This window comes from Bacillus cereus group sp. MYBK79-1, from assembly GCF_051915365.1.
Taxonomy (GTDB): domain Bacteria; phylum Bacillota; class Bacilli; order Bacillales; family Bacillaceae_G; genus Bacillus_A.
The window spans coordinates 221,568-246,625 of record NZ_JBQAEO010000006.1 but is presented as its reverse complement, the minus strand read 5'-3'; the positions used below and the strand labels follow the sequence as shown (position 1 = coordinate 246,625).

The window sequence follows — 25,058 nt, the reverse complement described above, 5'->3', positions numbered from 1 at the left end:
CCACCTGTGTGTTTTGGAAAGGGGAATTCCGCATTGAAACGTAGAGTTGCAATTATTGGAATGGTTGTTGCATTTTTAATTGGTGCTGGCGGAATGTTTGCAGGTATGTCTTTATTTGGGGTTAACCCAGCAGAGGTAACGCAAACAATTTCGAGTGGAAACGCTAGCACCGCGCAAGGGAATTTGGCAAAAATTAATGAAGCGTATGGACTAATTGATTCACGTTATGTGGAAGACGTGAAAGATGAAAAGTTAGTCGAAGGTGCAATACAAGGCATGTTGTCTACGCTGAAGGACCCTTATTCCACGTATATGGATAAAGAAACGGCAAAACAGTTTAGTGAATCGCTTGATCCTGAGCTAGAGGGGATCGGGGCTGAGGTGAACAAAACGGACGGTAAGCTTATTATCGTATCTCCAATTAAAGGCTCACCGGCAGAAAAGATTGGAATTAAACCGAATGACCAAATTTTATCTGTAGATGGAAATAGTGTGAAAGATTTATCACGTGAAGAAGCGGTATTAAAGATTCGTGGTAAAAAAGGAACGACTGTCGCGATTGAAATTAAACGTGCGGGAGTAACTGATCCGATTGTATTTAAAATTAAGCGTGAAAAAATTCCGATCTTCACAGTGTTTAGCTCTGTGAAACAAGAGAGCGGAAAAGATATCGGTTATATGCAAATCACTTCCTTTGCTGAAAATACAGCGAAAGAATTTAAGGATCAGTTAAAAGAGTTAGAGAAGAAAAACATAAAAGGCTTAGTTATTGACGTACGCGGTAATCCTGGTGGCTACTTAAATAGTGTAGAAGAGATACTAGGGGAAATTATGACGGATAAAAAGCCAATGCTACAAGTAGAGCAGCGAAATGGTGAGAAGAAGAAGTTCTCTACGGAACTGAAAGAGAGAAAGCCATATCCAATTTCAGTATTAATTGATAACGGAAGTGCTTCTGCTTCAGAGATTTTAGCGGGTGCGCTAAAAGAGGGAGAAGGATACGATTTAGTTGGTGAAAAAACATTTGGTAAAGGCACTGTTCAGCAAGCCGTTCCATTTAAAGATGGCAGCAACATTAAATTAACGATGTTTAAATGGTTAACGCCGGATGGAAACTGGATTCATAAAAAAGGAATTGCACCAACAGTAGAAGTGAAGCAACCAGATTATTATCATGCGACACCAATTCAAATTGAAAAGACACTTTCATACAATGCAAATGATGTACAAGTAAAACACGCGCAAGAAATGCTGAAGAGCTTAGGGTATGTACCAGGACGTGAAGATGGATACTTTAGTAAAGAAACAGAATCAGCGCTGAAAGCATTCCAAAATGCGAATAAAATGGATGCGACAGGACAGCTTGATAAAAAGACAGCTGAAGCGATTCAAACGAAAATTATTGAAAAAATCCGTTCTGGAGAAAATGATCTACAATTACAATCCGCATTAAAATTAATAGCGAAATAAAGTGAAACTTTAATCAGTGGGGGTTTTCTTCATCCCCTACTGATTATTAGTTGAACCAATCGGACTTTTATGGGCAGTTGATCCCCCACCTAAATTCTTTGCTTTCGCTGAATTTTGAGGTGGGGGTCTTACTGCCCATTAAAGCGGGATAAGAAGAAATACAGGCAGTTTGCTGCCTGTATTTTTTTGTGTTAAACAAACGTTTGTCCAGTTATGATAATATAAAAAGAAAGAATGATATAAATGGTGGTGAATGGGTTCGTGGAGGCATGGATTTTTGAAATAATGCGGGCGGTTGGACGTTTTTTCTTACACCCTGCTGTCTATGTATTTTTAATAAGTAGTATCTTCGTTGGATACTTACGTATGTTACGAGAACGAAAGGATTTTTCCTTTAAAGTTTATGATATTTGGTTTGAACTGCGAACATCTTTATTTGCGGGAGTTAAATACGGATTAATCGTATCTATTATTACGATTGGACTTGGCCTTGCCGTTTCCAAAGCGAGCTTATGGGTCATCTTACTTTGGACGTTTCTATTTGGATTAACTGCTATGTATCGATATTTATCAGCAGCTTATACATTTAGTATCGCAATTGTATGCGTTCTATTATCTTCTAAGCTACCAGTTTCCTTCTTACAGCTTGGAGAAGGTGAAGAGAGTACGATTGTATCTCTTGCTATTTTACTAGGCGTCATGCTCGTTGTAGAGGGCTTATTGATTTCTAAAAATGCAGTAGGATATTCTACACCGAAGATTAGGAAGGGTAAGCGCGGGTTAAAGATTGGTTTACACGAATCAAAGCGTTTATGGATCGTTCCTATTTTTATTCTTGTACCAGGTGACGCGGTAACACAATTTATTTCATGGTGGCCTGTCGTTTCAATCGGTTCAGATACATATTCTCTATTCCTCGTTCCATTTTTAATTGGGTTTATGAGAAGGATTAGAAGTTATGAGCCGACGGAAGCTTTATTATTTACAGGAAGACGTGTGTACGGATTAGCAGGACTTGTGCTAGTTTTAGGAATCGCAAGTTATTGGTGGCACGTACTTGCCATTATCGCGATGGGAGTCGCAATGCTTGGGCGTTTCACAATTTCCATGCAAGAGAAAATTGCCGATGAGACAAGACCGGCGTACTTCGCTGCACGTAATGAGGGACTTGTTGTACTAGATACAATCCCCAATACAATTGGGGCAGAGCTGAATTTACTATCTGGAGAAATTATTACAAAAGTAAATGGAGTCGTACCAAGAAGCGCTGAAGAATTTTATGATGCGCTTCAAACGAAGACGACAGGAGCATTTTGTAAGTTAGAAGTATTAGATACAAATGGAGAGCTTCGCCTCGCTCAAACAGCGTTATACGCTGGGGGACATCACGAATTAGGAATTGTGTTTGTTCAGCAGGAGCATGAGTGGGATTCGGAAGCGATGTAATAGAAGAAAGGGTATCACCTTGTGGTGATACCCTTTTTGGTTATGGGTTGGCGGGATTAGTAGTAAATGAAATTTATATCGGCGATTATCGGAATATATCAGCGCAACTGAAAATATATCAGCGATTATTCCAATATATCGACTTTCCGGCAAAAAACGACAAATATCGCAAACCTTATTTTGAAGTTTCATAGACGGATAACTTGAATAATTATTTGATAATGGTTATCATTTAGGGAGTCTTTTTAATTTTGAAAAATGGAGGGGAAATATGCTACGTAAATTTTTTTCTTACTATAAACCGTATAAAGGTTTATTTATACTCGACTTTTCTTGCGCGGTTGTCGCAGGGTTACTAGAACTTGGCTTCCCACTTATCGTAAATCAATTTATTGATAAGTTATTGCCAGGACAAAACTGGACGCTTATTTTATGGGCTTGTTTCGGTTTACTTGCAGTGTATATATTAAATGCAGGCTTACAATATGTCGTTACATATTGGGGACATATGCTTGGTGTTAACATTGAAACAGATATGAGGCAGAAATTATTTGATCACATTCAAAAGCTATCATTCAGATTTTTTGACAATAATAAAACAGGTCATTTAATTTCACGTCTTACAAACGACTTAATGGAAATTGGGGAAATTGCTCACCACGGACCAGAAGATTTATTTATCGCTGTTATGACTTTAGTTGGGGCATTCTCATTTATGATGATGATCAACTGGAAATTAGCGCTATTAACGTTCTTCGTCATTCCATTCTTATTATGGTTAGCACTTTACTTCAACAAAAAAATGACAGGTACGTTTAGACGTTTATTCTCAGACGTTGCTGATTTTAATGCATGCATTGAAAATAACGTTGGTGGTATTCGCGTTGTACAAGCATTCGGAAATGAAAAGTTTGAGAAAGAGCAATTTGCTGTTAACAACGCTCGTTTCCGTACAACGAAATTAATGGCCTATAAAATTATGGCGTTAAATTCGTCGATTAGTTATATGCTCATGCGTCTCGTAACGCTCTTCGTCTTAATATGTGGTACATGGTTTGTTCTACAAGGTGAATTAACGTACGGTGGATTTATTGGATTCGTTCTATTAACGAATATTTTCTTCCGCCCAATTGAAAAAATTAATGCGGTAATCGAAAGCTATCCGAAAGGGATCGCTGGTTTTAAGAGATATGTAGAGCTTCTTGAAACAGAGCCAGATATTGTAGACTCTAAAGATGCGATGGAAGTTAAACATGTACATGGTGATATTCAATATAGCAATATTACGTTCGGATATGAAAACAAAGAACCGATTTTAAATGATATTAGTTTGAAAATACATGCGGGTGAAACAGTTGCGTTTGTAGGACCATCAGGAGCAGGGAAAACGACGTTATGTAGTTTACTCCCACGCTTTTATGAGCAATCATCTGGTTCAATCCAAATTGATGGTATTGATACGAAAGATATGACGTTATCTTCACTTCGTAAGCAAATTGGAATTGTGCAGCAAGATGTGTTCTTATTCTCAGGAACAATTCGTGAAAATATCGCTTACGGAAACTTAAAGGCGTCAGAAGCTGACATTTGGCAGGCAGTAAAACGTGCGCAGTTAGAAGACTTAATTTACTCACAACCAGACGGTTTAGATACCGTTATCGGTGAGCGTGGTGTGAAACTTTCAGGTGGACAGAAGCAGCGTCTAGCAATTGCTCGTATGTTCTTGAAAAACCCGCCAATTTTAATATTAGATGAAGCGACTTCCGCATTAGATACAGAGACGGAACTAGCGATTCAAAAATCACTTGCTGAACTATCTGTCGGCCGTACAACATTAGTTATCGCTCATAGACTTGCGACGATTAAAAATGCAGATCGCATCGTCGTTGTAAATAAAGATGGTATTGCAGAACAAGGTTCGCATGAGGAACTAATTGAGCAAGGCGGAGGATACAGCCGTTTATACGAAGCTCAGTTCAGTTCGTAAATATAATTTCTGCTGAATTAGTGCACCATAAGTAAGTGAGAATCTTATATGGGAGGCTATGAAGCATGATTGTAACAACAACTTCTACAATTCAAGGGAAAGAAATTATTGAGTATATCGATATCGTGAATGGAGAAGCGATTATGGGTGCGAATATCGTTCGTGACCTTTTTGCCTCTGTCCGTGACGTTGTCGGTGGTCGTTCTGGCGCTTATGAAAGTAAATTAAAAGAAGCGCGCGACATTGCAATGGAAGAGATGAAAACTCTCGCAAGACAAAAAAATGCGAATGCAATTGTAGGTATCGACGTGGATTACGAAGTAGTTCGCGAAGGGATGCTAATGGTTGCAGTGAGTGGGACTGCTGTCCGTATATAAAGTAAAAGGCCGTGCTGATGCACGGCCTTTTACTTGTCGAAGTTTCGATATTTCTTGGGAAATGTGGAAGGCCCCGTCGATATATAGGGAAGACATTAGAGCGCTTCTTTACATTTCCGGATTTGAATTAATAATGTTTCGTATTCTTGTTCGAGAGATGGGATGTTATCGTGATGATTCGGCATGGAAATTCGGCCGATTATTTCCGTTAATTTTGTTTGTAATCGTAACAATTCTTGTTCAGTAACGTTTACAGAATCCCCGGTTGTTCTTTTTGTGTATTGCTCGTAATTACCGTGGAAGATCCTTGGTTCACTCTCATCTACTTGTAGAATATGGTCAGCAACAGAGCGAATAAAGGCACGGTCATGGCTAATGAAAAGTATAGTGCCAGGATACTCTTGTAACATGCTTTCTAATTCTTCTTGCGTTGCTAAGTCTAAATAGTTTGTCGGTTCATCGAGCAGAAGCATATTATAGTTTCCTAAAAATACTTTTGCGAGTGCGACCTTCATTCGCTCACCACCACTTAAGACGTGCACAGGCTTATGAACATCTTCACGGCGAAATAGGAGTCTTGCAAGTATTGTGCGAACGAATGCTTCCGTATAGTTTGTTTCTTCTAGAACGTTTTCTAAAATGGTTTTATCTGTTTTTAAAATAGATAATGTTTGTTCGAAGTACCCAATTTTACAGCTTTTCGAAAGCTGAATGCCACGTTCGTTTGCGAGGAGCATGTTGAACAAAGTTGTTTTGCCACTTCCGTTTGCTCCTACAATAGCAAGCTTTGCACCAGGAGCAATAGTTCCATTCATACTTTTAAATAATGTGCGGTCACCTATCTTCTTTGATGCTTTATTGAACTGTACTGCCACTTTACTATGAATGGGTGTATGGTATTGCACGTCAAACTGAGCTTGAGAAAGATCCTTTGGCTTCTCTTTCTTTTCTAGTTTTTCGAGACGTGTTTCTAATGCTTTCGCTGCTTTGCTAACCTGTTCTTGGCCATGAGCCCCACTTAATTTATAAAGTTTAGATTCCGATGAACTGAACCGTGTTGGGATTTTTGTCATGCTAGAAGCACGTTGTTTTTTTTGTGAAATTGATTGCTCTAACCGATTTTTTTCTTGTATATATTGCTCATATTCTGCTTGTTTTTGTATTTGTTCACGTTCTTTTTGTTTTCGATAGTTTGAATAATTCCCTTTATACTCTTGAATAGTACCGTCTTCAATTTCAATGATTTTTGTACATATATTATCTAAAAAATCACGATCATGTGATATTAAAACAAGTGCCCCTTTATAAGATAAAAGTGCCTTTTCTAATTGCTCTGTACCGACCATATCTAAGTGGCTTGTTGGTTCATCAGCGAATAAAATACCTGCCTCTTGTTCGAGAGCATGGGCAATCTTTAGGCGCATTCGTTCACCCCCGCTCATTGCATCTGTAACGTTTGAAATACTCCATTTTCCTTTTGCGAGAGAAGACGCAGTTTCCGGTAGTTCCTCAATAAGCTGAGGAATGATGCTGATAGAACTATGATGAGTTACTATGCCATTGTCAGCTTCTATTTCTTTACTTAATATTTGTAATAACGTAGATTTACCAGCTCCGTTGACGCCGACAATTCCTATACGGTCCTGTGCCTGAATTTCCAGTGAAGGTAACGTAAATAGTGTGCGATCACCAAAGCTCTTTTCAATATTACGTACGAATAAAATAGTCATAAAAAAACCTCCCTAGTTTCACTAGAGAGGATAAACGTCGTCCTTACATGTAAAAAATCGTACATAAATAAACGACTTTTTTACATGATCGTTTCGAAAGAAAGTATCGACAAATGGACAGACTAATCCCCTGCTAGTTTTCATCATTTTTTGTTCACTATTTGTGATGGATGAAATAAATAAGAGAATTAGAACTTCATTGGTCAAAGTACCTTCCTTTCATAGTATTACTTTTATTGTATGCGCATACAAAACGGTTTGTCAAACTTATTTCTGTTTTCTATTTTTGAACTTATTATTATACAATTGTGCTTTTGCCAGCGCCTCAGCGTCGTTTTTGATTTCATCTAGTCCATTTGCATCCCCAATGATATACCCTTCAAATGATGAACCAACAAAATCAAAGATGTATTGGAACTGGGAGATAAGCGGTAATGCTTTCAGTTTCGGATTGTCTCCGCCAACGATGACAACGTACATTTTTTTGCCTTTCATTTTTTCTTTGAAATGAAGGGATGTATTACGCAAGCTTTGTGACCAGCGATCGACGAAGTTTTTCATATGTCCGCTCATACCGTACCAGTATAGCGGTGTAGCAAAGATAATTGTGTCGTGCTCTAACATGCGTTTGGTTAACTGCTCGTAGTCATCATTTACAGATTGGAACCCTTCTGCATCATGACGTTGATCTGTAATAGGATGGACTATATGGTCGCGCAAGTAAATTTGTTCTGTTTCAATTCCATTGATCATCATATGTGCTAAAGCTTCTGTATTTCCGTTCTGTCTTGAACTACCATGTATAACAAACATGTAATCATTCCTTTTCTTTTGCTTGTTTTAGGAGTGAAACGTGTTTTTGCAAATTTGTTTGAATGCTGGAAAGTAGTGAAATCTGCTTTGTTACTTCATTAAGTTTATCTTCATAAAGCGTAAGGATACTGCTGCAAGGATTTTCGTACAGATGCGGCTCTATTGCAAGGCAGCGCAGCATTTTTGCCGTCTCTTCTAAATTTAAGCCAATTTGTAAGTACATTTGAATAAGTTCTACTTTTTTGATGGCACTTTCATCAAAATCACGGTAGCCATTTGCGAGGCGTTTAGAAGGGAGTAATCCCTTTTCTTCATAATGTCTTAGTGACCTTTCGCTAACGCCAGTTTCTTTTGATAGCTCTCCAATTCGCAATGTGTTTCACTCCTTCTACATGTATTGTAAACCTTCACACTAATGAGAAGGTCAATGCTGTTTTTTCGCAAAAGAATCTACATGATTTAAAAAAACTTGAATAGCTTTAGACGGAATAAAATATTTGCCGCGCACGATGGAGAATGGGCGGATAAGTTGTTCATTTGGAACTTCGACGTGGAATAGTTCTTTTGCCAGTAGCTCTTTCCGTACAGTCCAATCAGAAAGGATAGCGATGCCAAGCCCGGCACTAACCGCTTCCTTCACGCTTTGGATACTACTGAATGTAAAGAATCGTTTCATTTTCAAATGGTGTTGATGAATAAAACGGTCACTATAAGCACGTGTACCAGAGCCACTTTCTCTTAATACCCATACTTGATCTTGGAGTGTGCTTTCATTTATTTCATTTGTGCGGAGCAGTGGATGATTTGGCGGAACGACGAGCTTCATTTCATCTTGCATAAATGTTTCAACGTCAACGTCGGCGTATATGACTTGCCCTTCCACTAAGCCGATATCAATTTGATTAGAGCGAAGGCTTTGCAAAACATCTTCTGTATTTGAGATAAAAGTATGAACTTCGACGTGTGGATTTTCATTCGCATAGTTAGCGAGTATTTTCGGAAGTAAGTATTCGCCAATTGTAAAGCTAGCACCGATGCGAAGAGTTCCTGTTACAACGTTATGTAGTTCGTTAATCTCTTGTTTAGCATCTTCGTAAAGAGAGAGCATTTGCTTTGCATGTATATATAAAATGTTTCCAGCCTCTGTCACTTGAACGTGCTTCGGGGAGCGCTGAATGAGTGTAGTGCCAAATTCATTTTCTAAGTTGCGTATATGCATACTTACGCCAGGTTGTGAAAGGTTTAATAATTCTGCAGCACGGGAGAAGTGTTTCTGTTCCACGACAGTAACAAAAATTTTTAAAATGTCTACGTTCATATAATGAGCTCCTTTCGTTTTTCTTTCATCTTATCATAAGTATTTCTGATGATAGAGATTCAATATTGATATTAAACTTATTATAGAAACTCTCTTATAATGTAAGTAGATAGAACATGCATGTTCCAATACGATTATTGGAGTGGTTCACAGTGGAACAAACACTTGTTATACAAAAGAAGAAGGGCTTTGGATTTTCACAAGGAATTGGGATTACGTTATTAATCGCAATTGCCGCGAAATATTTAGCAGAGCTTCCATTTTTAAATATTATGGGACAATTAGTAATTGCTATTCTAATTGGGATGGTTTGGCGTGCGGCAATTGGAGTTCCTCATGATGCGATTGCAGGGACAAACTTTGCGAGTAAGAAGTTGCTTCGCTTCGGGATCATCTTACTTGGAATGCGATTAAATCTTGTTGATATTGCGAAGGCAGGGCCGAAAGTATTGGTCATCGCTGCTGTTGTTATTACATTTACAATTTTCGTTGTATATGGGCTAACGAAAGTGTTTAAGGTAGAAAAAAAGCTTGGAATTTTAACAGCGTGCGGAACTGCAATTTGCGGCGCGGCAGCGGTCGTGGCAATTGCGCCGCAAGTGAAAGCGAAGGATGAGGAAACGGCAGTCGGCGCAGCGATTATTGCAATTTTAGGTACAATATTTACACTTATTTATACGCTATTATACCCAGTTCTTGGCTTCTCACCGTACGGTTACGGCGTATTCTCAGGTGCGACGCTGCATGAAATCGCTCATGTCATCGCAGCTGCGGCGCCAGGAGGAAGTACGGCTGTAGACATCGCAGTTATCGTGAAGCTAACGCGCGTTGCAATGCTTGTACCAGTAGCCATTTTAATTGGTTTATGGTTTGGTAAGAGTGAGGGTAGTGAGGAAAAAAGATCGTGGCGCGACCTTCCAATACCATGGTTCATCTTCGGATTTTTAGCAATGAGTGCCGTGCATTCGCTCAGTATTATCCCAGAAGTTGTTGCCAGCTATATTGTTGTTATTGCTTACATGCTTATCGCAATGGCAATGGCAGGGCTTGGTTTAAATGTAGAGTTTAAAACGTTCCGTAAGTTAGGAAGTAAAGCATTCGTGGCGGGGCTGATTGGCTCGGTTTGTCTTTCTATCCTTGGATACGTTCTTGTATATGCGTTAGGATTTATGTAGTAGGGCGTAGAAGCTGTTCCCATAGGGTATTTGGGAACAGCTTTTTCTTATAATTATAGGGCTACAGATGTCGGTATTTGTCGGTAAGTCGATATATTTGGAAAATCGCCGATATAAATGGAGTTGCGCTGATATATTTGGAAAATCGCCGATATAAATGGAGTTGCGTTGATATATTTAAAAAATTGCTGATATAAATTTAGTTTCTATCGTACTGTGTGAGAGAAGATATTCAGTGAAAACGTTTTTCTAAAATTTGTAAAGATATCTTTACTTATAACTGGAAAATATTTATAATTAAAGTAAAGATATCTTTACTTTCGAAGGTGGAGCCTATGGGTGTGAAAAATAAAATAAAAGAGTTAAGAAAGCAACATCATATAACGCAAGTTGAAATGGCAAAGGCGATGCAGGTGACACGGCAGACGATTGTGGCGATTGAAAACCATCATTATAATCCGAGTCTAGAGTTATCCCTGAAAATTTCCAAATATTTTGGGGTGAAGGTGGAGGAAATATTTACGCTAGAGTAAGGAGAGAAAAAATGGAAGATACTAAAGGGTTATTGATTGGTGCGACTATTGGATTGTTTTTGGGAGACATTGTAGTTCATATTATGAATCCGGCTATACCAATTTTACCGCTCGTAGTGAGTAACGTTTTAGCAATTGTATTTTTGATAGTGTATGCGTATTACAAAAAGCGTAAGTACAAAAAAGAAGAACTTCCAGATATAGATGAGCGAGTAAATGAAAATATAAAAAACCATGTAAACATCTCATTTATATTCGCATTTCTTTTGCTCGTCGTTTATATTGTTGCGAGTAAAGCGATAGGTAGGGCTGTTATACTAGTGCAAGAAATATTTATAATATGTAGCTCCTTATTTGCGGGTAGTCTCATCGTAGGAGTCATGATAGGCAAACGAGCCTAGTGATAGGAGGAATGAAAATGCAAGATGAGTTTGAGAGATTTCAGTCGGATAAAGCGTTTAAATATGTAGGGTTATTTTTTACGATTAGTTTAGCGATATGGAGTTTGTACAATTTAATTGTTGATGGAAATGCCGGTATGCCGTTTGTTTTATTTGTACTAGGGCAGTGGGTGTATTTTCTTGTGAACTATTGGCCGAAGTGGAAATATAGAAATCAAAAAGAGGCGGATCATGTATGAGTAAGCAAGATATTATACGTTTTATAGGAAGTTTATTTTTAGCGGGTCTTGTTTTAAATGTGAGTTTAATGATTGTAAGTATTTCGTGGGGGACTATTTTTATATCGAATGTAGCACTAGTCATTTTATATAGTATTGCGGAATATAGAGAACAGAAGCGTTTGAAAGAAGAGGGAGTACCGTCGATTGATGAGCGAGTTGTGAACAAGATGAAGTCATATTTTACGATTAGTATGACAAGCTTCGTTCTTTTGTTCATTATGTATCTTTGTGTAAATAAGTATTTAGATAGGCAAGCTGTACATGTAAATGAGTTATTATATATTGCTATTTTTGGTTTATTAATCAGTATGGCATCGACGAGTGTGTTAGCAACAAGGACTAAATAGAAAAAGGGGAACTGGGATGGGATTACCGGTGTTATGTGTCGCTACAGCTATATTCGCGCTCCTTTGGGGAATGCAAAATTTCTATCGTAATCCAGTGCCAAGCCTTTGTATTATGCTTGGTACTGTCGGTTTATCTTATTATTTATTACTATCAGCTCATTATCATAAAACTGCAACGAGTGTTGTTGTTGGCGCACTTATTTTATTTTGTGGTCGTGCTGTACAAAAAGGGTTATTTCCGTAAAAGCTGTTTATACAAAGTGTATAAACAGCTTTTTGTATTTTTTTTACAAAAGTATTGAAAGTGACGTTACGTCATCTTTTATAATGAAGAGGAAGAGGTGATGGTAATGATTTCAATACAACAATTGACGAAAGAAACAGGGGTAACAGTACGTACATTACGTTATTATGATCAAATAGATTTATTAAAGCCGAGCGGGAAAACAGAAGGCGGTCATCGTTTATATAGTGAAGCTGATGTCATTCGTCTACAACAAATTTTATTTTTAAAGGAAATGGGATTTTCATTAAAAGAGTCTGCGAATATGTTAGTAAAAGGTGAGCTTAACTTAAAGGATTCTCTTGAAAAACAACTTCGGTTTGTACAGGAAGAACAAAAGAAATTTAATCGGATGGAGCGTGTTTTACAAGCGGTTGTTTATTCGGTAGATGTGGAGGGAGAGCTCGATTGGAAAGTTATGTTTGAACTGATTCAGCTTTCAAAACAGTCGTCTCGTATACGTGAAATATTTCAAAATGAAGTATTTTCAAAGGAAGAACAAAAATTGCTTCACAATTTGCCAAATATGAGTGAAGAAGATCCGAATGTTTTAGAGTGGGTAGATTTATTAAAGCAATTACGTACTTATATGAAAGACGGTAAAGAAGTCGCGAGTGATGAGGTACAAGGGGTAACAAAAAGATTAATGCAGAAGTGTTTAGAAATGGCTAATGGTGATGAAGCATTTTTAGATAAGTTATGGGAAGTTAGAAAATCAAAGGAAGATTCACAGAAAATGAGCATGTATCCAATTGAAGAAGAACTTTTATTATATATGGATGAAACTTTTCGTATATATGATGAAAAGGAGAAGGGCAAATGAGTATACTTGCAGAATATCGTTGGTATTTTTTAATTGGGGCAGAGATTGTATTTTGGTTATCGGCTATCGGTTTCTTTTTACTTCGTTACGGATTCCGTTTGAAGAAGGCGAGCTTTATTATGGGGATTGTACTACTTGTAAATGAAGTGTTTATTTTAACGCTAGGGGTAGTGGATTATTATCACACAGGAAAGTTCTCTAACTTCCAGATCATTACGGTAATTATTTTATTGTATGCAGTCTTCTACGGGAAAAAGGATTTGAAGAAGCTTGATATATTTGTGCGAAAATTAGTTGCGAAATGGCGGAATGAACCAGCACCTATTATCGAAGAACAGATAGAACTAACAGGTATGGCCTATGCGAAGCAGGAAATAAAAAATTGGGTATTACATCTTGTTTTGTTCGTTGTTGTGCATATTTTCTTTTTCTTCGCGTATGGGCTTATTCCAATAGAACAGTGGGGAAATTGGTTGGAGTCAGGAATTGTTTTAAATAAAGCTGCAAATCGTGTAAGTCAAGTTTGGGCGATTATACTTTTAGTGGATACAGTTATTTCATTTTCATATGTTCTTTCCCCGAAGAAGGAGAAAGGAAAAGAGAAGCTACTTTCGTAAAGGAAAGTAGCTTTTGCGGTATACAAATAATTTTTATAGGAGAGGATGACAATAGAAAAAAGAAGCGGTTTTATATGTCTATTTCTCTTTAGTTTAGTAGCATGCTCACAACCTAACATTGAAATTGATAAAAAGAATGATGTCATTGTAAAGAGAGCAGGGATTTCTAATCTAGATAAATTTGAAAAATTCGTTTTGAATGTTGACCAAGGGAAGGTTGATAAAATAAGAATTGTACAGTATACCCATGAAGGTGACCCGATCTTTCAAACGCTAGAGCATAGTGAGAACGATATACTTTATGTGTCAGATAATAGAAAAGACCAATTTGCTGGTGAGGGTAAAGGGTTACATAAAGATAGCTGTAAAAGGATTGTTAAAGAGCAGCGTGAATCACAAAAGGCTTATAGGTTAATAGACTGTGTGAATGAAAATGGGCGCAATGGATATGATTTATTATATGTACCTAAAAAATAGAGTTAGTAGAGGAAGGAAGTTTTTACTCCTTCCTTTTTCTATGTATATATTGTCGAAAATTTTACCGAATATCTGTTCGTTTTCTTGGTTTTTTTATGGGCATTCGTGGTAAAATGGGAATACAGATTTTTTACGAGGAGGTCGGTTTTGTTTGGAACATCAATTTGAAATTATCTCAGCGTATTCCCCGCAAGGTGATCAGCCAGTAGCTATAGAGAAGCTTGTAGAGGGAATTAATAGTGGGAAGAAAAAGCAAGTGTTGCTTGGGGCGACAGGAACGGGTAAGACATTTACGATTTCAAATGTCATTAAAGAAGTGCAGAAGCCAACACTTGTCATGGCTCATAATAAAACGTTAGCAGGACAGTTATATAGTGAGCTGAAAGATTTTTTCCCTAACAATTCAGTGGAGTATTTTGTTAGTTATTACGATTATTATCAGCCAGAAGCGTATGTGCCGCAAACAGATACTTTTATTGAAAAAGATGCGCAGATTAATGATGAAATCGATAAATTGCGTCACTCAGCAACGTCTTCCTTATTTGAAAGAGACGATGTTATTATCGTTGCGAGTGTTTCGTGTATATATGGTTTAGGTTCTCCAGAAGAATACCGCGAGTTAGTTGTTTCGCTTCGAGTTGGTATGGAAAAGGATCGCAATCAACTGCTTCGTGAACTTGTTGATGTGCAGTATGGACGTAATGACATTGATTTCAAGCGTGGTACATTCCGTGTGCGCGGAGATGTAGTTGAAATCTTCCCGGCATCACTTGATGAGCATTGTATTCGAATTGAATTTTTCGGCGATGAAATAGATCGTATTCGCGAAGTAAATGCGTTAACAGGTGAAGTATTAGCAGAACGTGATCATGTAGCAATCTTCCCAGCATCTCACTTCGTTACACGTGAAGAAAAGATGAAGGTCGCTATTGAAAATATTGAAAAAGAATTAGAAGTGCGTTTAAAAGAATTAAATGATAACGGTAAATTGTTAGAAGCGCAGCGTATAGAGCAGCGTACACGTTATGATTTAGAAATGATGCGCGAGATGGGCTTTTGTTCAGGGATTGAAAACTATTCCCGTCATTTAACACTTCGTCCAGCGGGGGCAACGCCATATACGTTATTAGACTATTTCCCAGAAGATTTCTTAATTGTTATGGATGAGTCACACGTATCAGTACCTCAAGTAAGAGCGATGTATAACGGGGACCAAGCACGTAAGCAAGTGCTTGTGGATCATGGATTCCGTCTGCCATCAGCTTTAGATAATAGACCGCTTATGTTTGATGAGTTTGAAGAGAAAACGAATCAAGTTATTTACGTTTCGGCAACGCCAGGACCGTATGAGTTAGAGCAGTCACCGGAAGTAATAGAGCAAATTATTCGTCCAACAGGGCTTTTAGATCCACCAATTGATATACGACCAATTGAAGGTCAAATTGATGATTTATTAGGAGAAATTCAAGATCGTATTGCAAAAAATGAACGTGTATTAATTACAACTTTAACGAAGAAGATGTCAGAGGATTTAACAGACTACTTAAAAGATGTAGGAATTAAAGTGAACTATCTTCACTCTGAAATTAAAACGTTAGAACGTATTGAAATTATCCGTGACCTTCGCCTTGGTAAGTTCGATGTACTTGTTGGTATTAACTTATTACGAGAAGGATTAGATATTCCAGAAGTATCACTTGTAGCTATTTTAGACGCTGATAAGGAAGGATTCTTGCGTTCAGAGCGCTCATTAATTCAAACAATCGGTCGTGCAGCGCGTAATGAAAATGGCCGCGTCATTATGTACGCAGATCGTATAACAAGATCGATGGGAATTGCGATTGAAGAAACGCAGCGTCGTCGTACGATACAAGAAGCTTACAATAAAGAGCATGGTATTACACCGAAAACGATTCAAAAAGGTGTGCGTGATGTTATCCGTGCAACGACAGCTGCTGAAGAGACGGAAACATATGAAGCAGCACCAGCTAAGAAGATGACGAAAAAAGAGCGTGAAAAGACAATTGCGAAGATGGAAGCAGAAATGAAAGAAGCAGCAAAAGCGTTAGATTTCGAGCGTGCAGCTGAATTAAGAGATTTACTATTAGAATTAAAAGCGGAAGGGTGAACAGAGTGAGCATGAGCAAGGATTTTATTGTTGTAAAAGGTGCTAGAGCACATAACTTAAAAAATATTGATGTAACCATTCCGAGAAATCAGCTTGTTGTTGTGACGGGATTGTCTGGTTCAGGGAAATCATCATTAGCGTTTGATACGATTTATGCAGAAGGGCAACGCAGATACGTAGAATCGTTATCTGCGTATGCGCGTCAGTTTTTAGGACAAATGGATAAACCTGACGTGGATACGATTGAAGGCCTATCTCCAGCGATTTCAATCGATCAAAAAACGACGAGTCGTAATCCACGTTCAACTGTCGGAACGGTAACGGAGATTTATGATTATTTACGTTTATTATTTGCACGAATTGGTACGCCGATTTGTCCGAATCATGGCATTGAAATTACATCACAAACAGTAGAGCAGATGGTAGACCGTGTACTTGAATATCCTGAACGTACGAAATTACAAGTGTTAGCTCCTATCGTTTCTGGGCGCAAAGGTGCACATGTGAAAGTGCTTGAAGATATTAAGAAGCAAGGGTATGTTCGTGTACGTGTTGACGGTGAAATGCTTGATGTATCTGAAGATATTGCGTTAGATAAAAATAAGAAGCATTCTATTGAAGTTGTAATTGACCGTATTGTTGTGAAAGAAGGGATCGCAAGCCGTCTTGCGGATTCTCTTGAAAGTGCATTAAAGCTTGGCGGGGGCCGAGTGTTAATTGATGTAATGGGAGAAGAGGAACTTCTATTTAGTGAACATCATGCTTGTCCGCATTGTGGTTTTTCAATCGGAGAATTAGAGCCGCGCATGTTCTCATTCAACAGTCCATTCGGAGCATGTCCTTCTTGTGATGGACTTGGTTCAAAGCTAGAGGTAGATTTAGAACTTGTTATACCGAACTGGGATTTATCGTTAAATGAACATGCGATTGCGCCTTGGGAACCGACAAGCTCACAATATTACCCACAGCTTTTACAATCTGTATGTAATCATTACGGCGTTGATATGGATGTGCCTGTGAAAGATATACCGAAAGATTTATTTGATAAAGTGTTGTACGGAAGCGGAGAAGAGAAAGTTTATTTCCGCTATGTAAATGAATTTGGTCAAGTGAAGGAAAATGAGATTTTATTTGAAGGTGTTATTCCGAATATTGAACGTCGTTATCGTGAGACGAGTTCTGATTATGTTCGTGAGCAAATGGAAAAGTATATGGCAGAACAAGCTTGTCCGAATTGTAAAGGTGGACGCTTAAAGCCTGAGAGTTTAGCTGTTTTCGTCGGTGATAAAACGATTGCTGACGTAACGAAGTATTCTGTTCAAGAAGTACAGGAATTCTTTTCGAATGTAGAGCTAACGGAGAAGCAACAAAAAATTGCTCATTTAATTTTAAGAGAAATCCAAGAGCGCGTTGGATTCTTAGTGAACGTCGGCTTAGATTATTTAACGTTAAGTCGTGCCGCAGGAACTTTATCAGGTGGTGAGGCGCAGCGTATTCGTTTAGCGACGCAAATCGGTTCTCGTCTTACTGGCGTACTTTACATTCTTGATGAGCCTTCTATCGGTTTACATCAGCGTGATAATGATCGTCTTATTCGTACGTTGCAAGAAATGCGCGATTTAGGAAATACGTTAATTGTTGTTGAGCATGATGAAGACACGATGATGGCTGCTGATTATTTACTTGATATCGGACCTGGTGCAGGTATTCACGGTGGTCAAGTTGTATCAGCGGGTACGCCAGCTGAAGTGATGCAAGATGAGAATTCGCTAACAGGGAAGTATTTAAGCGGTAAAGAGTTTATTCCGGTTCCACTTGAAAGACGTAAAGGTGACGGACGTAAGGTGGAAATTGTCGGTGCAAAAGAGAATAACTTAAAGAATGCAAAGATGTCATTCCCACTTGGTACGTTTGTAGCGATAACTGGTGTATCTGGTTCAGGTAAAAGTACGATGATTAATGAAGTACTATACAAATCGTTAGCTCAAAAGCTATATAAAGCGAAAGCGAAGCCAGGTACGCATAAAGAAATTAAAGGTCTTGAGCATTTAGATAAAGTAATCGATATCGATCAATCGCCAATCGGTCGTACACCACGTTCTAATCCAGCGACGTATACAGGTGTATTCGATGATATTCGTGATGTGTTTGCACAAACGAATGAAGCGAAAGTGCGTGGATATCAAAAAGGACGTTTCAGTTTTAATGTAAAAGGTGGACGTTGTGAAGCGTGCCGTGGTGATGGAATTATTAAAATCGAAATGCACTTCTTACCAGACGTATACGTTCCGTGTGAAGTTTGTCATGGTAAACGTTACAACCGCGAAACGTTAGAAGTGAAGTATAAAGATAAGAACATTTCTGAAGTGTTAGGGATGACAATTGAAGACGGGGTAGAGTTCTTCGCTAATATCCCAAAAATTAAGCGTAAACTTCAAACGCTTGTAGACGTTGGACTTGGTTATATGAAATTAGGGCAACCAGCTACGACGTTATCTGGTGGTGAAGCGCAGCGCGTGAAGCTAGCTTCTGAATTACATCGTCGTTCTACAGGGCGTACGTTATACATTTTAGACGAGCCAACGACTGGTTTGCATGCACATGATATCGCGCGTCTTCTAGAAGTGCTGCAACGTCTTGTTGAAAGCGGTGAGACGGTACTTGTAATTGAACATAATTTAGATGTAATTAAAACAGCTGATTATATCGTTGACCTTGGACCAGAGGGCGGAGACAAAGGTGGACAAATCGTCGCTTCTGGAACGCCAGAGCAAGTAGTGAAAGAAGAGCGCTCGTATACAGGTAAGTATTTAAAAGAGATTTTAGTTCGTGATAAAGCGAGAATGAAAGAGAAAATAAAAGAAGTAGAATTATCTCAATAAGTGTATTACTAAAAGCCGAGTGGGAATGACACTCGGTTTTTATTGCATAGGGGGAGAAGATGGAGTTTTTAGATGTGTTGCGAAAGAAAAATATGAAGGTAAGAGAGTTTCAAAAGTGGGGTGTATATTTTCGGAAACGCTGGGAGGATCATTTTGCAAATCATTTAAGTGATGAGGAAAAAGAAGATATTTTCCTTTATGGAGACAAGTATGGCTGTGGTTACTTGTGGCACATATTTAGTTATGAGAAAAAGAAGTGTTTAGAGGGTGAAGAAGCGGAGAACGCATTTCATAATGAAGTGAAAAAGAATTGTTACATATTCTATCAACATTGTGATGATGTACTGCTAATAAAAGATGCGAGTTTATTACATATGGATGATATAGTGTGTGAGAGAGACGCTATGTATAAAGGAGATATCTATATTGTAGATAAGGAGTTCACTTGGACTTTTGTAAAAACTCATGAACATAGATGGTGTGGCCCTTATTTTGCGAGGAAATGTTAGTAGGTATACAAGCATGCAGAGTTGAATAAGTTGATATAAGTGTTTGTATGATACTTGCGTTTATAATCTATTAGCGTATGATGAAATATATATGTCAAAAGGATGTGTAAGAAAATGAGATGGATTTTATCACTTCTTGTAAATAGCGTTGTGTTAATCGCTGTATCGGGACTTTTAAAAGGGATTGCACCAGACGCGTTTTACGTAGCAAATATACAAACTGCAATTATTGCGAGTATTATTTTGGCTGTTTTAAATGTGTTCGTAAAACCGTTATTAATTTTAATTACGCTACCCATTACTGTTGTAACTTTCGGGTTCTTCTTAATTGTTATTAATGCGATTACGTTAAAAATGGCAGATTCATTATTAGGAGATGCATTTAATATATCAGGATTTGGTGTAGCGATCGTTGCAGCAATTTGTATTTCAATTTTTAATATGATTATTGAAAAGGCAATTGTGGAGCCACTTTATGAAAAAAAGAGAAAATGACAAAAAGAAAAACATTTCATGATCTATATGAAATGTTTTTTTCTATTTATTAGAAACCGTATTTCTTGTTTCCAGAAAAAAATGGTACAATATCCGGTAGAATGGAATTTTACATCAAATGAGACTGAACCCGCAGCGGAGTGGAGGTTTATACATATGCCGAAAGTAAGGACAAAAGATTTAATTGAACAATTTCAATTGGAGTTAATAAGTGGTGAAGAAGGAATTCATCGTCCGATTGATACAAGTGATTTATCACGACCTGGAATTGAAATGGCAGGATTCTTTACATATTATCCAGCTGATCGCGTACAGCTTCTTGGAAAGACGGAGCTTACGTTCTTTGACACGTTAACGTCAGAGCAAAAGCAAGAGAGAATGAAAGCGCTTTGTACTGAGGAGACGCCATGTATTATTGTAACTCGTAATCAAGATGTACCAGATGAGTTACTACAAGCGTCACGTGAATCAGGTATGCCTTTATTACGTTCTTCTCAAACGACAACAAGATTATCAAGTCGTTTAACTAATTATTTAGAGGGTAAGTTAGCACCGACAACAGCTGTACATGGTGTGTTAGTAGATATTTACGGCGTTGGTGTTTTAATTACAGGTCAAAGTGGTGTCGGTAAGAGTGAGACAGCTCTTGAGCTTGTAAAACGTGGTCACCGTCTTGTTGCGGATGATAGTGTAGAAATTCGCCAAGAAGATGAAGACATGTTAGTCGGAAGCTCGCCAGATTTAATTGAACATTTACTAGAAATTCGTGGTCTAGGCATCATTAACGTTATGACGTTATTCGGTGCAGGGGCAGTGCGAAATTATAAGCGTATTACGCTTGTTATTAATCTTGAAATTTGGGATCAAAAGAAAAATTATGATCGCTTAGGTCTTGATGAAGAGAAGATGAAGATTATTGATACAGAACTTACGAAGATTACACTTCCAGTTCGTCCTGGTCGAAACTTGGCTGTTATTATTGAAGTAGCAGCGATGAACTTCCGTTTAAAACGTATGGGAGTCAATGCAGCACAGCAGTTCTCTGAACGATTAATGAGTGCGATTGAGTTAGGAAATCAGGAGTAGGAGTAAACTTTGGAGAGGGAGGTCATACATATGCTGTTAGGTTCTGTACCACAGCTTGACCGCGTAGCGATCCAACTTGGGCCGTTTCCTGTTTATTGGTACGGGATTATTATCGGTACAGGTGTGCTATTAGGTCTTTGGCTAGCAACTCGCGAGGGAGAAAGGCTAGGTATTCCAAAAGATACATTTGTTGACCTTGTATTAATTGCAGTACCGATCGCTATTCTATTTGCGAGAATGTACTACGTTATTTTTGAATGGGAATATTACGCGCAAAACCCGAGTCAAATTATTAATGTTCGTCAAGGTGGCTTGGCGATTCATGGTGGTTTAATTGGGGCTGTTATTACAGGGGTTCTTTTTGCGAAACGCCGCGGGGTTTCATTCTGGAAGTTGGCTGATATTGCTGCGCCAAGTATTTTACTAGGACAAGCAATTGGCCGATGGGGCAACTTTATGAACCAAGAGGCACATGGTGATGAAGTAACGAGACAGTTTTTAGAAGGCCTTCATTTACCGGATTTCATTATTAATCAAATGTATATTGAGGGTGTGTACTATCATCCGACGTTTTTATATGAATCATTATGGAATTTTGCAGGTGTCATTTTATTACTTGCATTACGAAAAGTGAACTTGCGACGCGGGGAGTTATTCTTCACATATATAATTTGGTATTCAGTAGGGCGCTTCTTCGTAGAAGGCTTACGTACAGATAGTTTAATGCTAGGACCACTTCGTATCGCACAAGTAATGTCAATTGGACTTGTTGTTATTTCTATTATTTTCATTATTGTGAGACGAAAAATGGGGCAAGCTGATAAAAGATATTCGGAAAATTAGAGAAAAGTAGCATCTTATTATAAGGTGCTGCTTCTTTCATATTCAGGAAAGAGAAGGGACTAAGGCAATGAGAATAAATACAGTGTTATTTGATTTAGATGGAACTTTAATTAATACAAACGAACTTATTATTTCTTCTTTTTTACATGTGTTACATACATATTATCCAAATCAATATAAGCGTGAAGATGTATTGCCATTTATCGGCCCTTCTTTACATGATACTTTCAGCAAGATTGATGAAAACAAGGTTGAAGAGATGATCACATGTTATCGTCAATTTAACCATGATCATCATGATGAATTAGTAGAAGAATATGAAACTGTATATGAAACAGTTCAAGAGTTAAAGAAGCAAGGCTATAAAGTTGGGATTGTTACAACGAAAGCGAGACAAACAGTTGAGATGGGATTGAAGTTGTCAAAGCTTGATGAATTTTTTGATGTGGTCGTGACAATTGATGATGTAGAGCATGTGAAACCACATCCAGAACCACTTCAAAAAGCGCTTGAGTTATTAGATGCGAAACCGGAAGAAGCATTGATGGTTGGGGATAACCATCATGATATTGTTGGTGGACAAAATGCAGGTACGAAAACAGCTGCTGTCTCATGGACGTTGAAAGATAGAGCGTATTTAGAGGCTTACAAGCCGGACTTTATGCTAGATAAAATGAGTGATTTGCTACCGATTTTGTCTGATATGAACCGTTCATAAAGGTCCAAGTAAGTTAGTAGGGGTGTATTTCCCTACTAACTTACAGTTTCACTTTTTAGTAGAGGAGCGAGTTAAGTGCGACGGACAACGCGCTATCCCGTTTCGGGAGAAAATTCATTATGGAATGTGTATAAAACAGTGTCTTTTTGGAAGGTAATGAAAAACTTTATTATTATCCAAATTGCGCGTTATACACCATTTTTATCCGTCAAGAATTGGTTGTACCGCACATTTTTACGGATGAAAGTCGGAAAGAAAACATCGTTCGCGCTCATGGTAATGCCGGACATTATGTTCCCAGAAAAGATAACTGTGGGAGAGAATTCGATTATCGGCTATAATACAACGCTTTTAGCACATGAATATTTAATTCGCGAATATCGACTTGGAGAGATCGTCATAGGAAATGAAGTGATGATTGGAGCAAATACGACTATATTACCAGGTGTGAAAATTGGGGATTGCGCGATTGTTTCAGCTGGCACACTTGTTCATAGAGATGTCCCAAGTGGTGCGTTCGTGGGTGGAAATCCAATGCGTGTTATTTATACGAAAGAAGGAATGGATGCTAGAGAAGGTTGATGCTAAAAATGTAACATTTCTCTTCTTTTTTAATGAATAAAAAGGAAATAATTGAGTATAATATACTGTTTTGTTTTTTACGGAATCGTTTATACTTATAGATAGAAGAATGTGTGAACGAAGAAAACAAAAAACTGGAGGATATATGGGGAAAAATCAAGGAATATATAAGGAGAACGGACAAGTTATCTCTTTTAATCAATTAGCGGACTTCTTTTATAAAAAAGGGATGAGGGCTTACAAAGGGCAGAAATTACAAGATGCAATTAAATATTTTCGAAGAGCGGCACAAAGTGAGAAGGAGCCGTTTATTTTATGCCAATTAGCAACAGTATTATCTGAGGCTGGTGAATATCAAGAGTCGAATCAAATCTTCTTTAAGCTTGTTAGATCTAATCCAGAACTTGAACAATGCTATTATTTTATTGCAAATAATTATGCATATATGGGGCTATTTCAGCAGGCGAAAAAGTATGCGGATCGCTATTTAGAAGTTGCAGAAGAGAAGGAATTTGTAGAAGATACATTAGAATTACTTGAAATTATGGAAGAAGAAGCGATGGGTGAGGAAGAGATTGAGGATGAAGATGATCTAATTGTTATGCAGGAAGAAGCGAATCGTTATATTCGTAACGGACAATTGGAAGAAGCAATTGCTACATTAGAAATTGTTACAAAAGATTATCCGGAATTTTGGTCGGGTCATAATAATTTAGCCATTGCACATTTTCAATCTGGTAATGTAGATAAAGCTCTGAAGTTAACGGAAATGATTTTAGAGAAAAATCCTGGTAATATACATGCGCTTTGTAATACGCTTATTTTCCTATATTCAATTGGAGAGCATAAACAAGTAGAAGCGTTAGCGGAGCAGTTAGTTTCAGTATATCCGATTTCGTTCGAGCATCGTTTGAAACTTGGAACGACACTTGCAACAATTGGTCATTTTGAGCCTGCATATAAATGGTTCAAAGTATTAAAGCGTCAAGGATACGAAGGAGACGTTAGTTTTTATTATTGGTTTGCATATTCTGCTTATATGGTGAAAGATCAGCAAGTAGCTGAAAAAATGTGGCAGCATGTTGTCGAATTGCACCCTGATAAAAAGGGAAAAGAACCGTGGAATGCGCTGAATTTAGCAGATGAAGGACAAAACGTATTATTTGAAGAATTACGAAAATCATTTCAGCAAAGTACGACGCTAGAGGAACAAATGCTAGCTTTATATTTAATGAATGAATTGTCAACGCCAGAGAAGGTGGGATTCTTCTTTGATGTAACGCAGGCGAAGAACGGTGTTCCAATCGTATCGCAACTTGCAAAGTATTTCTTTTTACTTAATAGCCATAAGAGCATTCCAGCTGATTTACAGCAATTCGAACAGTGCGTGCAAATTGCGGATGCTTTATATAATTATACGAAAAAAGATGATGAATTAATCGAAGAGTGTTTACAATTTTGGTTTTGTACGTTCATACGTTTATATACATCTGGGGCAGTTTTCACAAATGTATACGGCTGGTCAGCTGCGGTTGAATATATCGTACGCAGCGAACAAGGAAATAAGATGACACAGTCGGAGCTTGGAGATGTATATAATGTATCTGTAGCGACTGTTCGAAAGTATGTGCAGGCTGTTAAGCGTACGCACACATAGGCTAAGCAAATCATTGGGAAAAAAATGATGCTAACAGTATAATGAGGGTAACTTAATTGTGTAGGAATGAATAGGAGTGA

Annotated in this window: 26 protein-coding genes; 22 read left to right on the top strand and 4 right to left on the bottom strand. The window is 37.9% G+C overall.

The window, feature by feature from the left end:
* The first annotated feature begins 33 nt into the window (after nt 1–33).
* The 4 genes from ACTFOB_RS13245 (at nt 34) to ACTFOB_RS13230 (ending at nt 5,280) form a co-directional block, all read left to right on the top strand.
* The gene (locus ACTFOB_RS13245) at nt 34–1,470 is read left to right on the top strand and encodes a S41 family peptidase (protein ID WP_440026365.1); all 1,437 of its coding nucleotides are present in this window, start codon (nt 34–36) and stop codon (nt 1,468–1,470) included.
* A gap of 243 nt (nt 1,471–1,713) precedes the next feature.
* Nucleotides 1,714–2,916: a PDZ domain-containing protein gene (locus tag ACTFOB_RS13240; protein WP_440026363.1), complete on the top strand. Its 1,203-nt coding sequence runs from the start codon at nt 1,714–1,716 to the stop codon at nt 2,914–2,916.
* Between the two features lie 271 nt (nt 2,917–3,187).
* Nucleotides 3,188–4,903, top strand: coding sequence for an ABC transporter ATP-binding protein (locus ACTFOB_RS13235; protein WP_151632121.1), 1,716 nt, complete (start codon nt 3,188–3,190; stop codon nt 4,901–4,903).
* 65 nt (nt 4,904–4,968) lie between these two features.
* On the top strand, nt 4,969–5,280 hold the full coding sequence (locus ACTFOB_RS13230) for a YbjQ family protein (RefSeq protein ID WP_000637525.1): 312 nt from the start codon (nt 4,969–4,971) through the stop codon (nt 5,278–5,280).
* A gap of 95 nt (nt 5,281–5,375) precedes the next feature.
* On the opposite strand, the gene abc-f is transcribed toward ACTFOB_RS13230, so the two are convergent.
* From abc-f to ACTFOB_RS13210, 4 genes are all read right to left on the bottom strand, one after another.
* Nucleotides 5,376–7,010 (bottom strand): ribosomal protection-like ABC-F family protein, encoded by a 1,635-nt coding sequence (gene abc-f / locus ACTFOB_RS13225; protein ID WP_440026362.1) that lies wholly within the window; start codon nt 7,008–7,010, stop codon nt 5,376–5,378.
* A gap of 267 nt (nt 7,011–7,277) precedes the next feature.
* Nucleotides 7,278–7,823 carry a flavodoxin family protein gene (locus ACTFOB_RS13220; protein WP_440026361.1) on the bottom strand — a complete coding sequence of 182 codons (546 nt, stop codon included), beginning with the start codon at nt 7,821–7,823 and terminating at the stop codon, nt 7,278–7,280.
* A 4-nt stretch (nt 7,824–7,827) separates the two neighbouring features.
* Complete coding sequence (locus ACTFOB_RS13215; protein WP_440026360.1) at nt 7,828–8,196, bottom strand: MerR family transcriptional regulator; 369 nt, start codon at nt 8,194–8,196, stop codon at nt 7,828–7,830.
* Nucleotides 8,197–8,247: 51 nt separating this feature from the next.
* The gene (locus ACTFOB_RS13210) at nt 8,248–9,141 is read right to left on the bottom strand and encodes a LysR family transcriptional regulator (protein ID WP_440026359.1); all 894 of its coding nucleotides are present in this window, start codon (nt 9,139–9,141) and stop codon (nt 8,248–8,250) included.
* A 152-nt stretch (nt 9,142–9,293) separates the two neighbouring features.
* Here ACTFOB_RS13210 and ACTFOB_RS13205 point away from each other — a divergent pair, with 152 nt between their 5' ends.
* The 18 genes from ACTFOB_RS13205 (at nt 9,294) to ACTFOB_RS13120 (ending at nt 24,978) form a co-directional block, all read left to right on the top strand.
* Nucleotides 9,294–10,316, top strand: coding sequence for a YeiH family protein (locus tag ACTFOB_RS13205; protein WP_440026356.1), 1,023 nt, complete (start codon nt 9,294–9,296; stop codon nt 10,314–10,316).
* A gap of 335 nt (nt 10,317–10,651) precedes the next feature.
* On the top strand, nt 10,652–10,849 hold the full coding sequence (locus tag ACTFOB_RS13200) for a helix-turn-helix transcriptional regulator (protein WP_440026355.1): 198 nt from the start codon (nt 10,652–10,654) through the stop codon (nt 10,847–10,849).
* 11 nt (nt 10,850–10,860) lie between these two features.
* Nucleotides 10,861–11,250 carry a hypothetical protein gene (locus ACTFOB_RS13195; RefSeq protein ID WP_440026353.1) on the top strand — a complete coding sequence of 130 codons (390 nt, stop codon included), beginning with the start codon at nt 10,861–10,863 and terminating at the stop codon, nt 11,248–11,250.
* 17 nt (nt 11,251–11,267) lie between these two features.
* Entirely contained in the window at nt 11,268–11,489 is a 222-nt protein-coding gene (locus ACTFOB_RS13190) for a hypothetical protein (protein WP_016118885.1), read from the top strand.
* Nucleotides 11,486–11,878, top strand: coding sequence for an ATPase (locus tag ACTFOB_RS13185; protein ID WP_440026351.1), 393 nt, complete (start codon nt 11,486–11,488; stop codon nt 11,876–11,878). Before ACTFOB_RS13190 ends, ACTFOB_RS13185 begins: the two co-directional genes overlap by 4 nt.
* Nucleotides 11,879–11,894: 16 nt before the next feature.
* The gene (locus tag ACTFOB_RS13180; RefSeq protein ID WP_440026349.1) at nt 11,895–12,122 is read left to right on the top strand and encodes a hypothetical protein; all 228 of its coding nucleotides are present in this window, start codon (nt 11,895–11,897) and stop codon (nt 12,120–12,122) included.
* A 100-nt stretch (nt 12,123–12,222) separates the two neighbouring features.
* Nucleotides 12,223–12,984: a MerR family transcriptional regulator gene (locus tag ACTFOB_RS13175; RefSeq protein WP_440026347.1), complete on the top strand. Its 762-nt coding sequence runs from the start codon at nt 12,223–12,225 to the stop codon at nt 12,982–12,984.
* The gene (locus ACTFOB_RS13170) at nt 12,981–13,601 is read left to right on the top strand and encodes a hypothetical protein (RefSeq protein WP_440026345.1); all 621 of its coding nucleotides are present in this window, start codon (nt 12,981–12,983) and stop codon (nt 13,599–13,601) included. The genes ACTFOB_RS13175 and ACTFOB_RS13170 overlap by 4 nt, the downstream gene beginning before the upstream one ends.
* Before the next feature lie 45 nt (nt 13,602–13,646).
* Nucleotides 13,647–14,078 (top strand): DUF4362 domain-containing protein, encoded by a 432-nt coding sequence (locus ACTFOB_RS13165; RefSeq protein ID WP_440026344.1) that lies wholly within the window; start codon nt 13,647–13,649, stop codon nt 14,076–14,078.
* Between the two features lie 151 nt (nt 14,079–14,229).
* The gene (uvrB, locus tag ACTFOB_RS13160) at nt 14,230–16,206 is read left to right on the top strand and encodes an excinuclease ABC subunit B (protein ID WP_440026342.1); all 1,977 of its coding nucleotides are present in this window, start codon (nt 14,230–14,232) and stop codon (nt 16,204–16,206) included.
* 11 nt (nt 16,207–16,217) lie between these two features.
* Entirely contained in the window at nt 16,218–19,088 is a 2,871-nt protein-coding gene (gene uvrA / locus ACTFOB_RS13155; protein ID WP_440026404.1) for an excinuclease ABC subunit UvrA, read from the top strand.
* A gap of 59 nt (nt 19,089–19,147) precedes the next feature.
* Nucleotides 19,148–19,597, top strand: a complete 450-nt coding sequence (locus ACTFOB_RS13150) for a DUF4275 family protein (protein ID WP_440026340.1) — start codon at nt 19,148–19,150, stop codon at nt 19,595–19,597.
* A 114-nt stretch (nt 19,598–19,711) separates the two neighbouring features.
* The gene (locus ACTFOB_RS13145; protein ID WP_440026338.1) at nt 19,712–20,092 is read left to right on the top strand and encodes a phage holin family protein; all 381 of its coding nucleotides are present in this window, start codon (nt 19,712–19,714) and stop codon (nt 20,090–20,092) included.
* A gap of 156 nt (nt 20,093–20,248) precedes the next feature.
* A complete protein-coding gene (gene hprK / locus ACTFOB_RS13140) occupies nt 20,249–21,178 on the top strand; it encodes an HPr(Ser) kinase/phosphatase (protein ID WP_001127250.1) in 930 nt (309 codons plus the stop codon).
* A 30-nt stretch (nt 21,179–21,208) separates the two neighbouring features.
* Complete coding sequence (gene lgt / locus ACTFOB_RS13135; protein WP_440026337.1) at nt 21,209–22,021, top strand: prolipoprotein diacylglyceryl transferase; 813 nt, start codon at nt 21,209–21,211, stop codon at nt 22,019–22,021.
* Nucleotides 22,022–22,088: 67 nt separating this feature from the next.
* Nucleotides 22,089–22,739: a pyrophosphatase PpaX gene (gene ppaX / locus ACTFOB_RS13130; RefSeq protein ID WP_440026335.1), complete on the top strand. Its 651-nt coding sequence runs from the start codon at nt 22,089–22,091 to the stop codon at nt 22,737–22,739.
* A gap of 75 nt (nt 22,740–22,814) precedes the next feature.
* A complete protein-coding gene (locus tag ACTFOB_RS13125; RefSeq protein ID WP_440026334.1) occupies nt 22,815–23,321 on the top strand; it encodes an acyltransferase in 507 nt (168 codons plus the stop codon).
* Between the two features lie 145 nt (nt 23,322–23,466).
* Nucleotides 23,467–24,978 (top strand): tetratricopeptide repeat protein, encoded by a 1,512-nt coding sequence (locus ACTFOB_RS13120; RefSeq protein ID WP_440026332.1) that lies wholly within the window; start codon nt 23,467–23,469, stop codon nt 24,976–24,978.
* The last annotated feature ends 80 nt before the right edge of the window (nt 24,979–25,058 follow it).

What these genes read in the sequence shown, in the direction of transcription:
- ACTFOB_RS13240 (WP_440026363.1), top strand. Translation starts at nt 1,714, where the DNA reads ATGGTGGTGAATGGGTTCGTGGAGGCATGGATTTTTGAAATAATGCGG.
- ACTFOB_RS13210 (WP_440026359.1), bottom strand. Translation starts at nt 9,141, where the DNA reads ATGAACGTAGACATTTTAAAAATTTTTGTTACTGTCGTGGAACAGAAA.
- uvrA (WP_440026404.1), top strand. Translation starts at nt 16,218, where the DNA reads ATGAGCAAGGATTTTATTGTTGTAAAAGGTGCTAGAGCACATAACTTA.
- ACTFOB_RS13175 (WP_440026347.1), top strand. Translation starts at nt 12,223, where the DNA reads ATGGTAATGATTTCAATACAACAATTGACGAAAGAAACAGGGGTAACA.
- ACTFOB_RS13220 (WP_440026361.1), bottom strand. Translation starts at nt 7,823, where the DNA reads ATGTTTGTTATACATGGTAGTTCAAGACAGAACGGAAATACAGAAGCT.
- ACTFOB_RS13195 (WP_440026353.1), top strand. Translation starts at nt 10,861, where the DNA reads ATGGAAGATACTAAAGGGTTATTGATTGGTGCGACTATTGGATTGTTT.
- hprK (WP_001127250.1), top strand. Translation starts at nt 20,249, where the DNA reads ATGCCGAAAGTAAGGACAAAAGATTTAATTGAACAATTTCAATTGGAG.
- ACTFOB_RS13200 (WP_440026355.1), top strand. Translation starts at nt 10,652, where the DNA reads ATGGGTGTGAAAAATAAAATAAAAGAGTTAAGAAAGCAACATCATATA.
- ACTFOB_RS13170 (WP_440026345.1), top strand. Translation starts at nt 12,981, where the DNA reads ATGAGTATACTTGCAGAATATCGTTGGTATTTTTTAATTGGGGCAGAG.
- ACTFOB_RS13235 (WP_151632121.1), top strand. Translation starts at nt 3,188, where the DNA reads ATGCTACGTAAATTTTTTTCTTACTATAAACCGTATAAAGGTTTATTT.
- ACTFOB_RS13230 (WP_000637525.1), top strand. Translation starts at nt 4,969, where the DNA reads ATGATTGTAACAACAACTTCTACAATTCAAGGGAAAGAAATTATTGAG.
- ACTFOB_RS13120 (WP_440026332.1), top strand. Translation starts at nt 23,467, where the DNA reads ATGGGGAAAAATCAAGGAATATATAAGGAGAACGGACAAGTTATCTCT.
- abc-f (WP_440026362.1), bottom strand. Translation starts at nt 7,010, where the DNA reads ATGACTATTTTATTCGTACGTAATATTGAAAAGAGCTTTGGTGATCGC.
- ACTFOB_RS13190 (WP_016118885.1), top strand. Translation starts at nt 11,268, where the DNA reads ATGCAAGATGAGTTTGAGAGATTTCAGTCGGATAAAGCGTTTAAATAT.
- lgt (WP_440026337.1), top strand. Translation starts at nt 21,209, where the DNA reads ATGCTGTTAGGTTCTGTACCACAGCTTGACCGCGTAGCGATCCAACTT.
- ACTFOB_RS13185 (WP_440026351.1), top strand. Translation starts at nt 11,486, where the DNA reads ATGAGTAAGCAAGATATTATACGTTTTATAGGAAGTTTATTTTTAGCG.
- ACTFOB_RS13180 (WP_440026349.1), top strand. Translation starts at nt 11,895, where the DNA reads ATGGGATTACCGGTGTTATGTGTCGCTACAGCTATATTCGCGCTCCTT.
- ACTFOB_RS13145 (WP_440026338.1), top strand. Translation starts at nt 19,712, where the DNA reads ATGAGATGGATTTTATCACTTCTTGTAAATAGCGTTGTGTTAATCGCT.
- ppaX (WP_440026335.1), top strand. Translation starts at nt 22,089, where the DNA reads ATGAGAATAAATACAGTGTTATTTGATTTAGATGGAACTTTAATTAAT.
- ACTFOB_RS13150 (WP_440026340.1), top strand. Translation starts at nt 19,148, where the DNA reads ATGGAGTTTTTAGATGTGTTGCGAAAGAAAAATATGAAGGTAAGAGAG.
- ACTFOB_RS13165 (WP_440026344.1), top strand. Translation starts at nt 13,647, where the DNA reads ATGACAATAGAAAAAAGAAGCGGTTTTATATGTCTATTTCTCTTTAGT.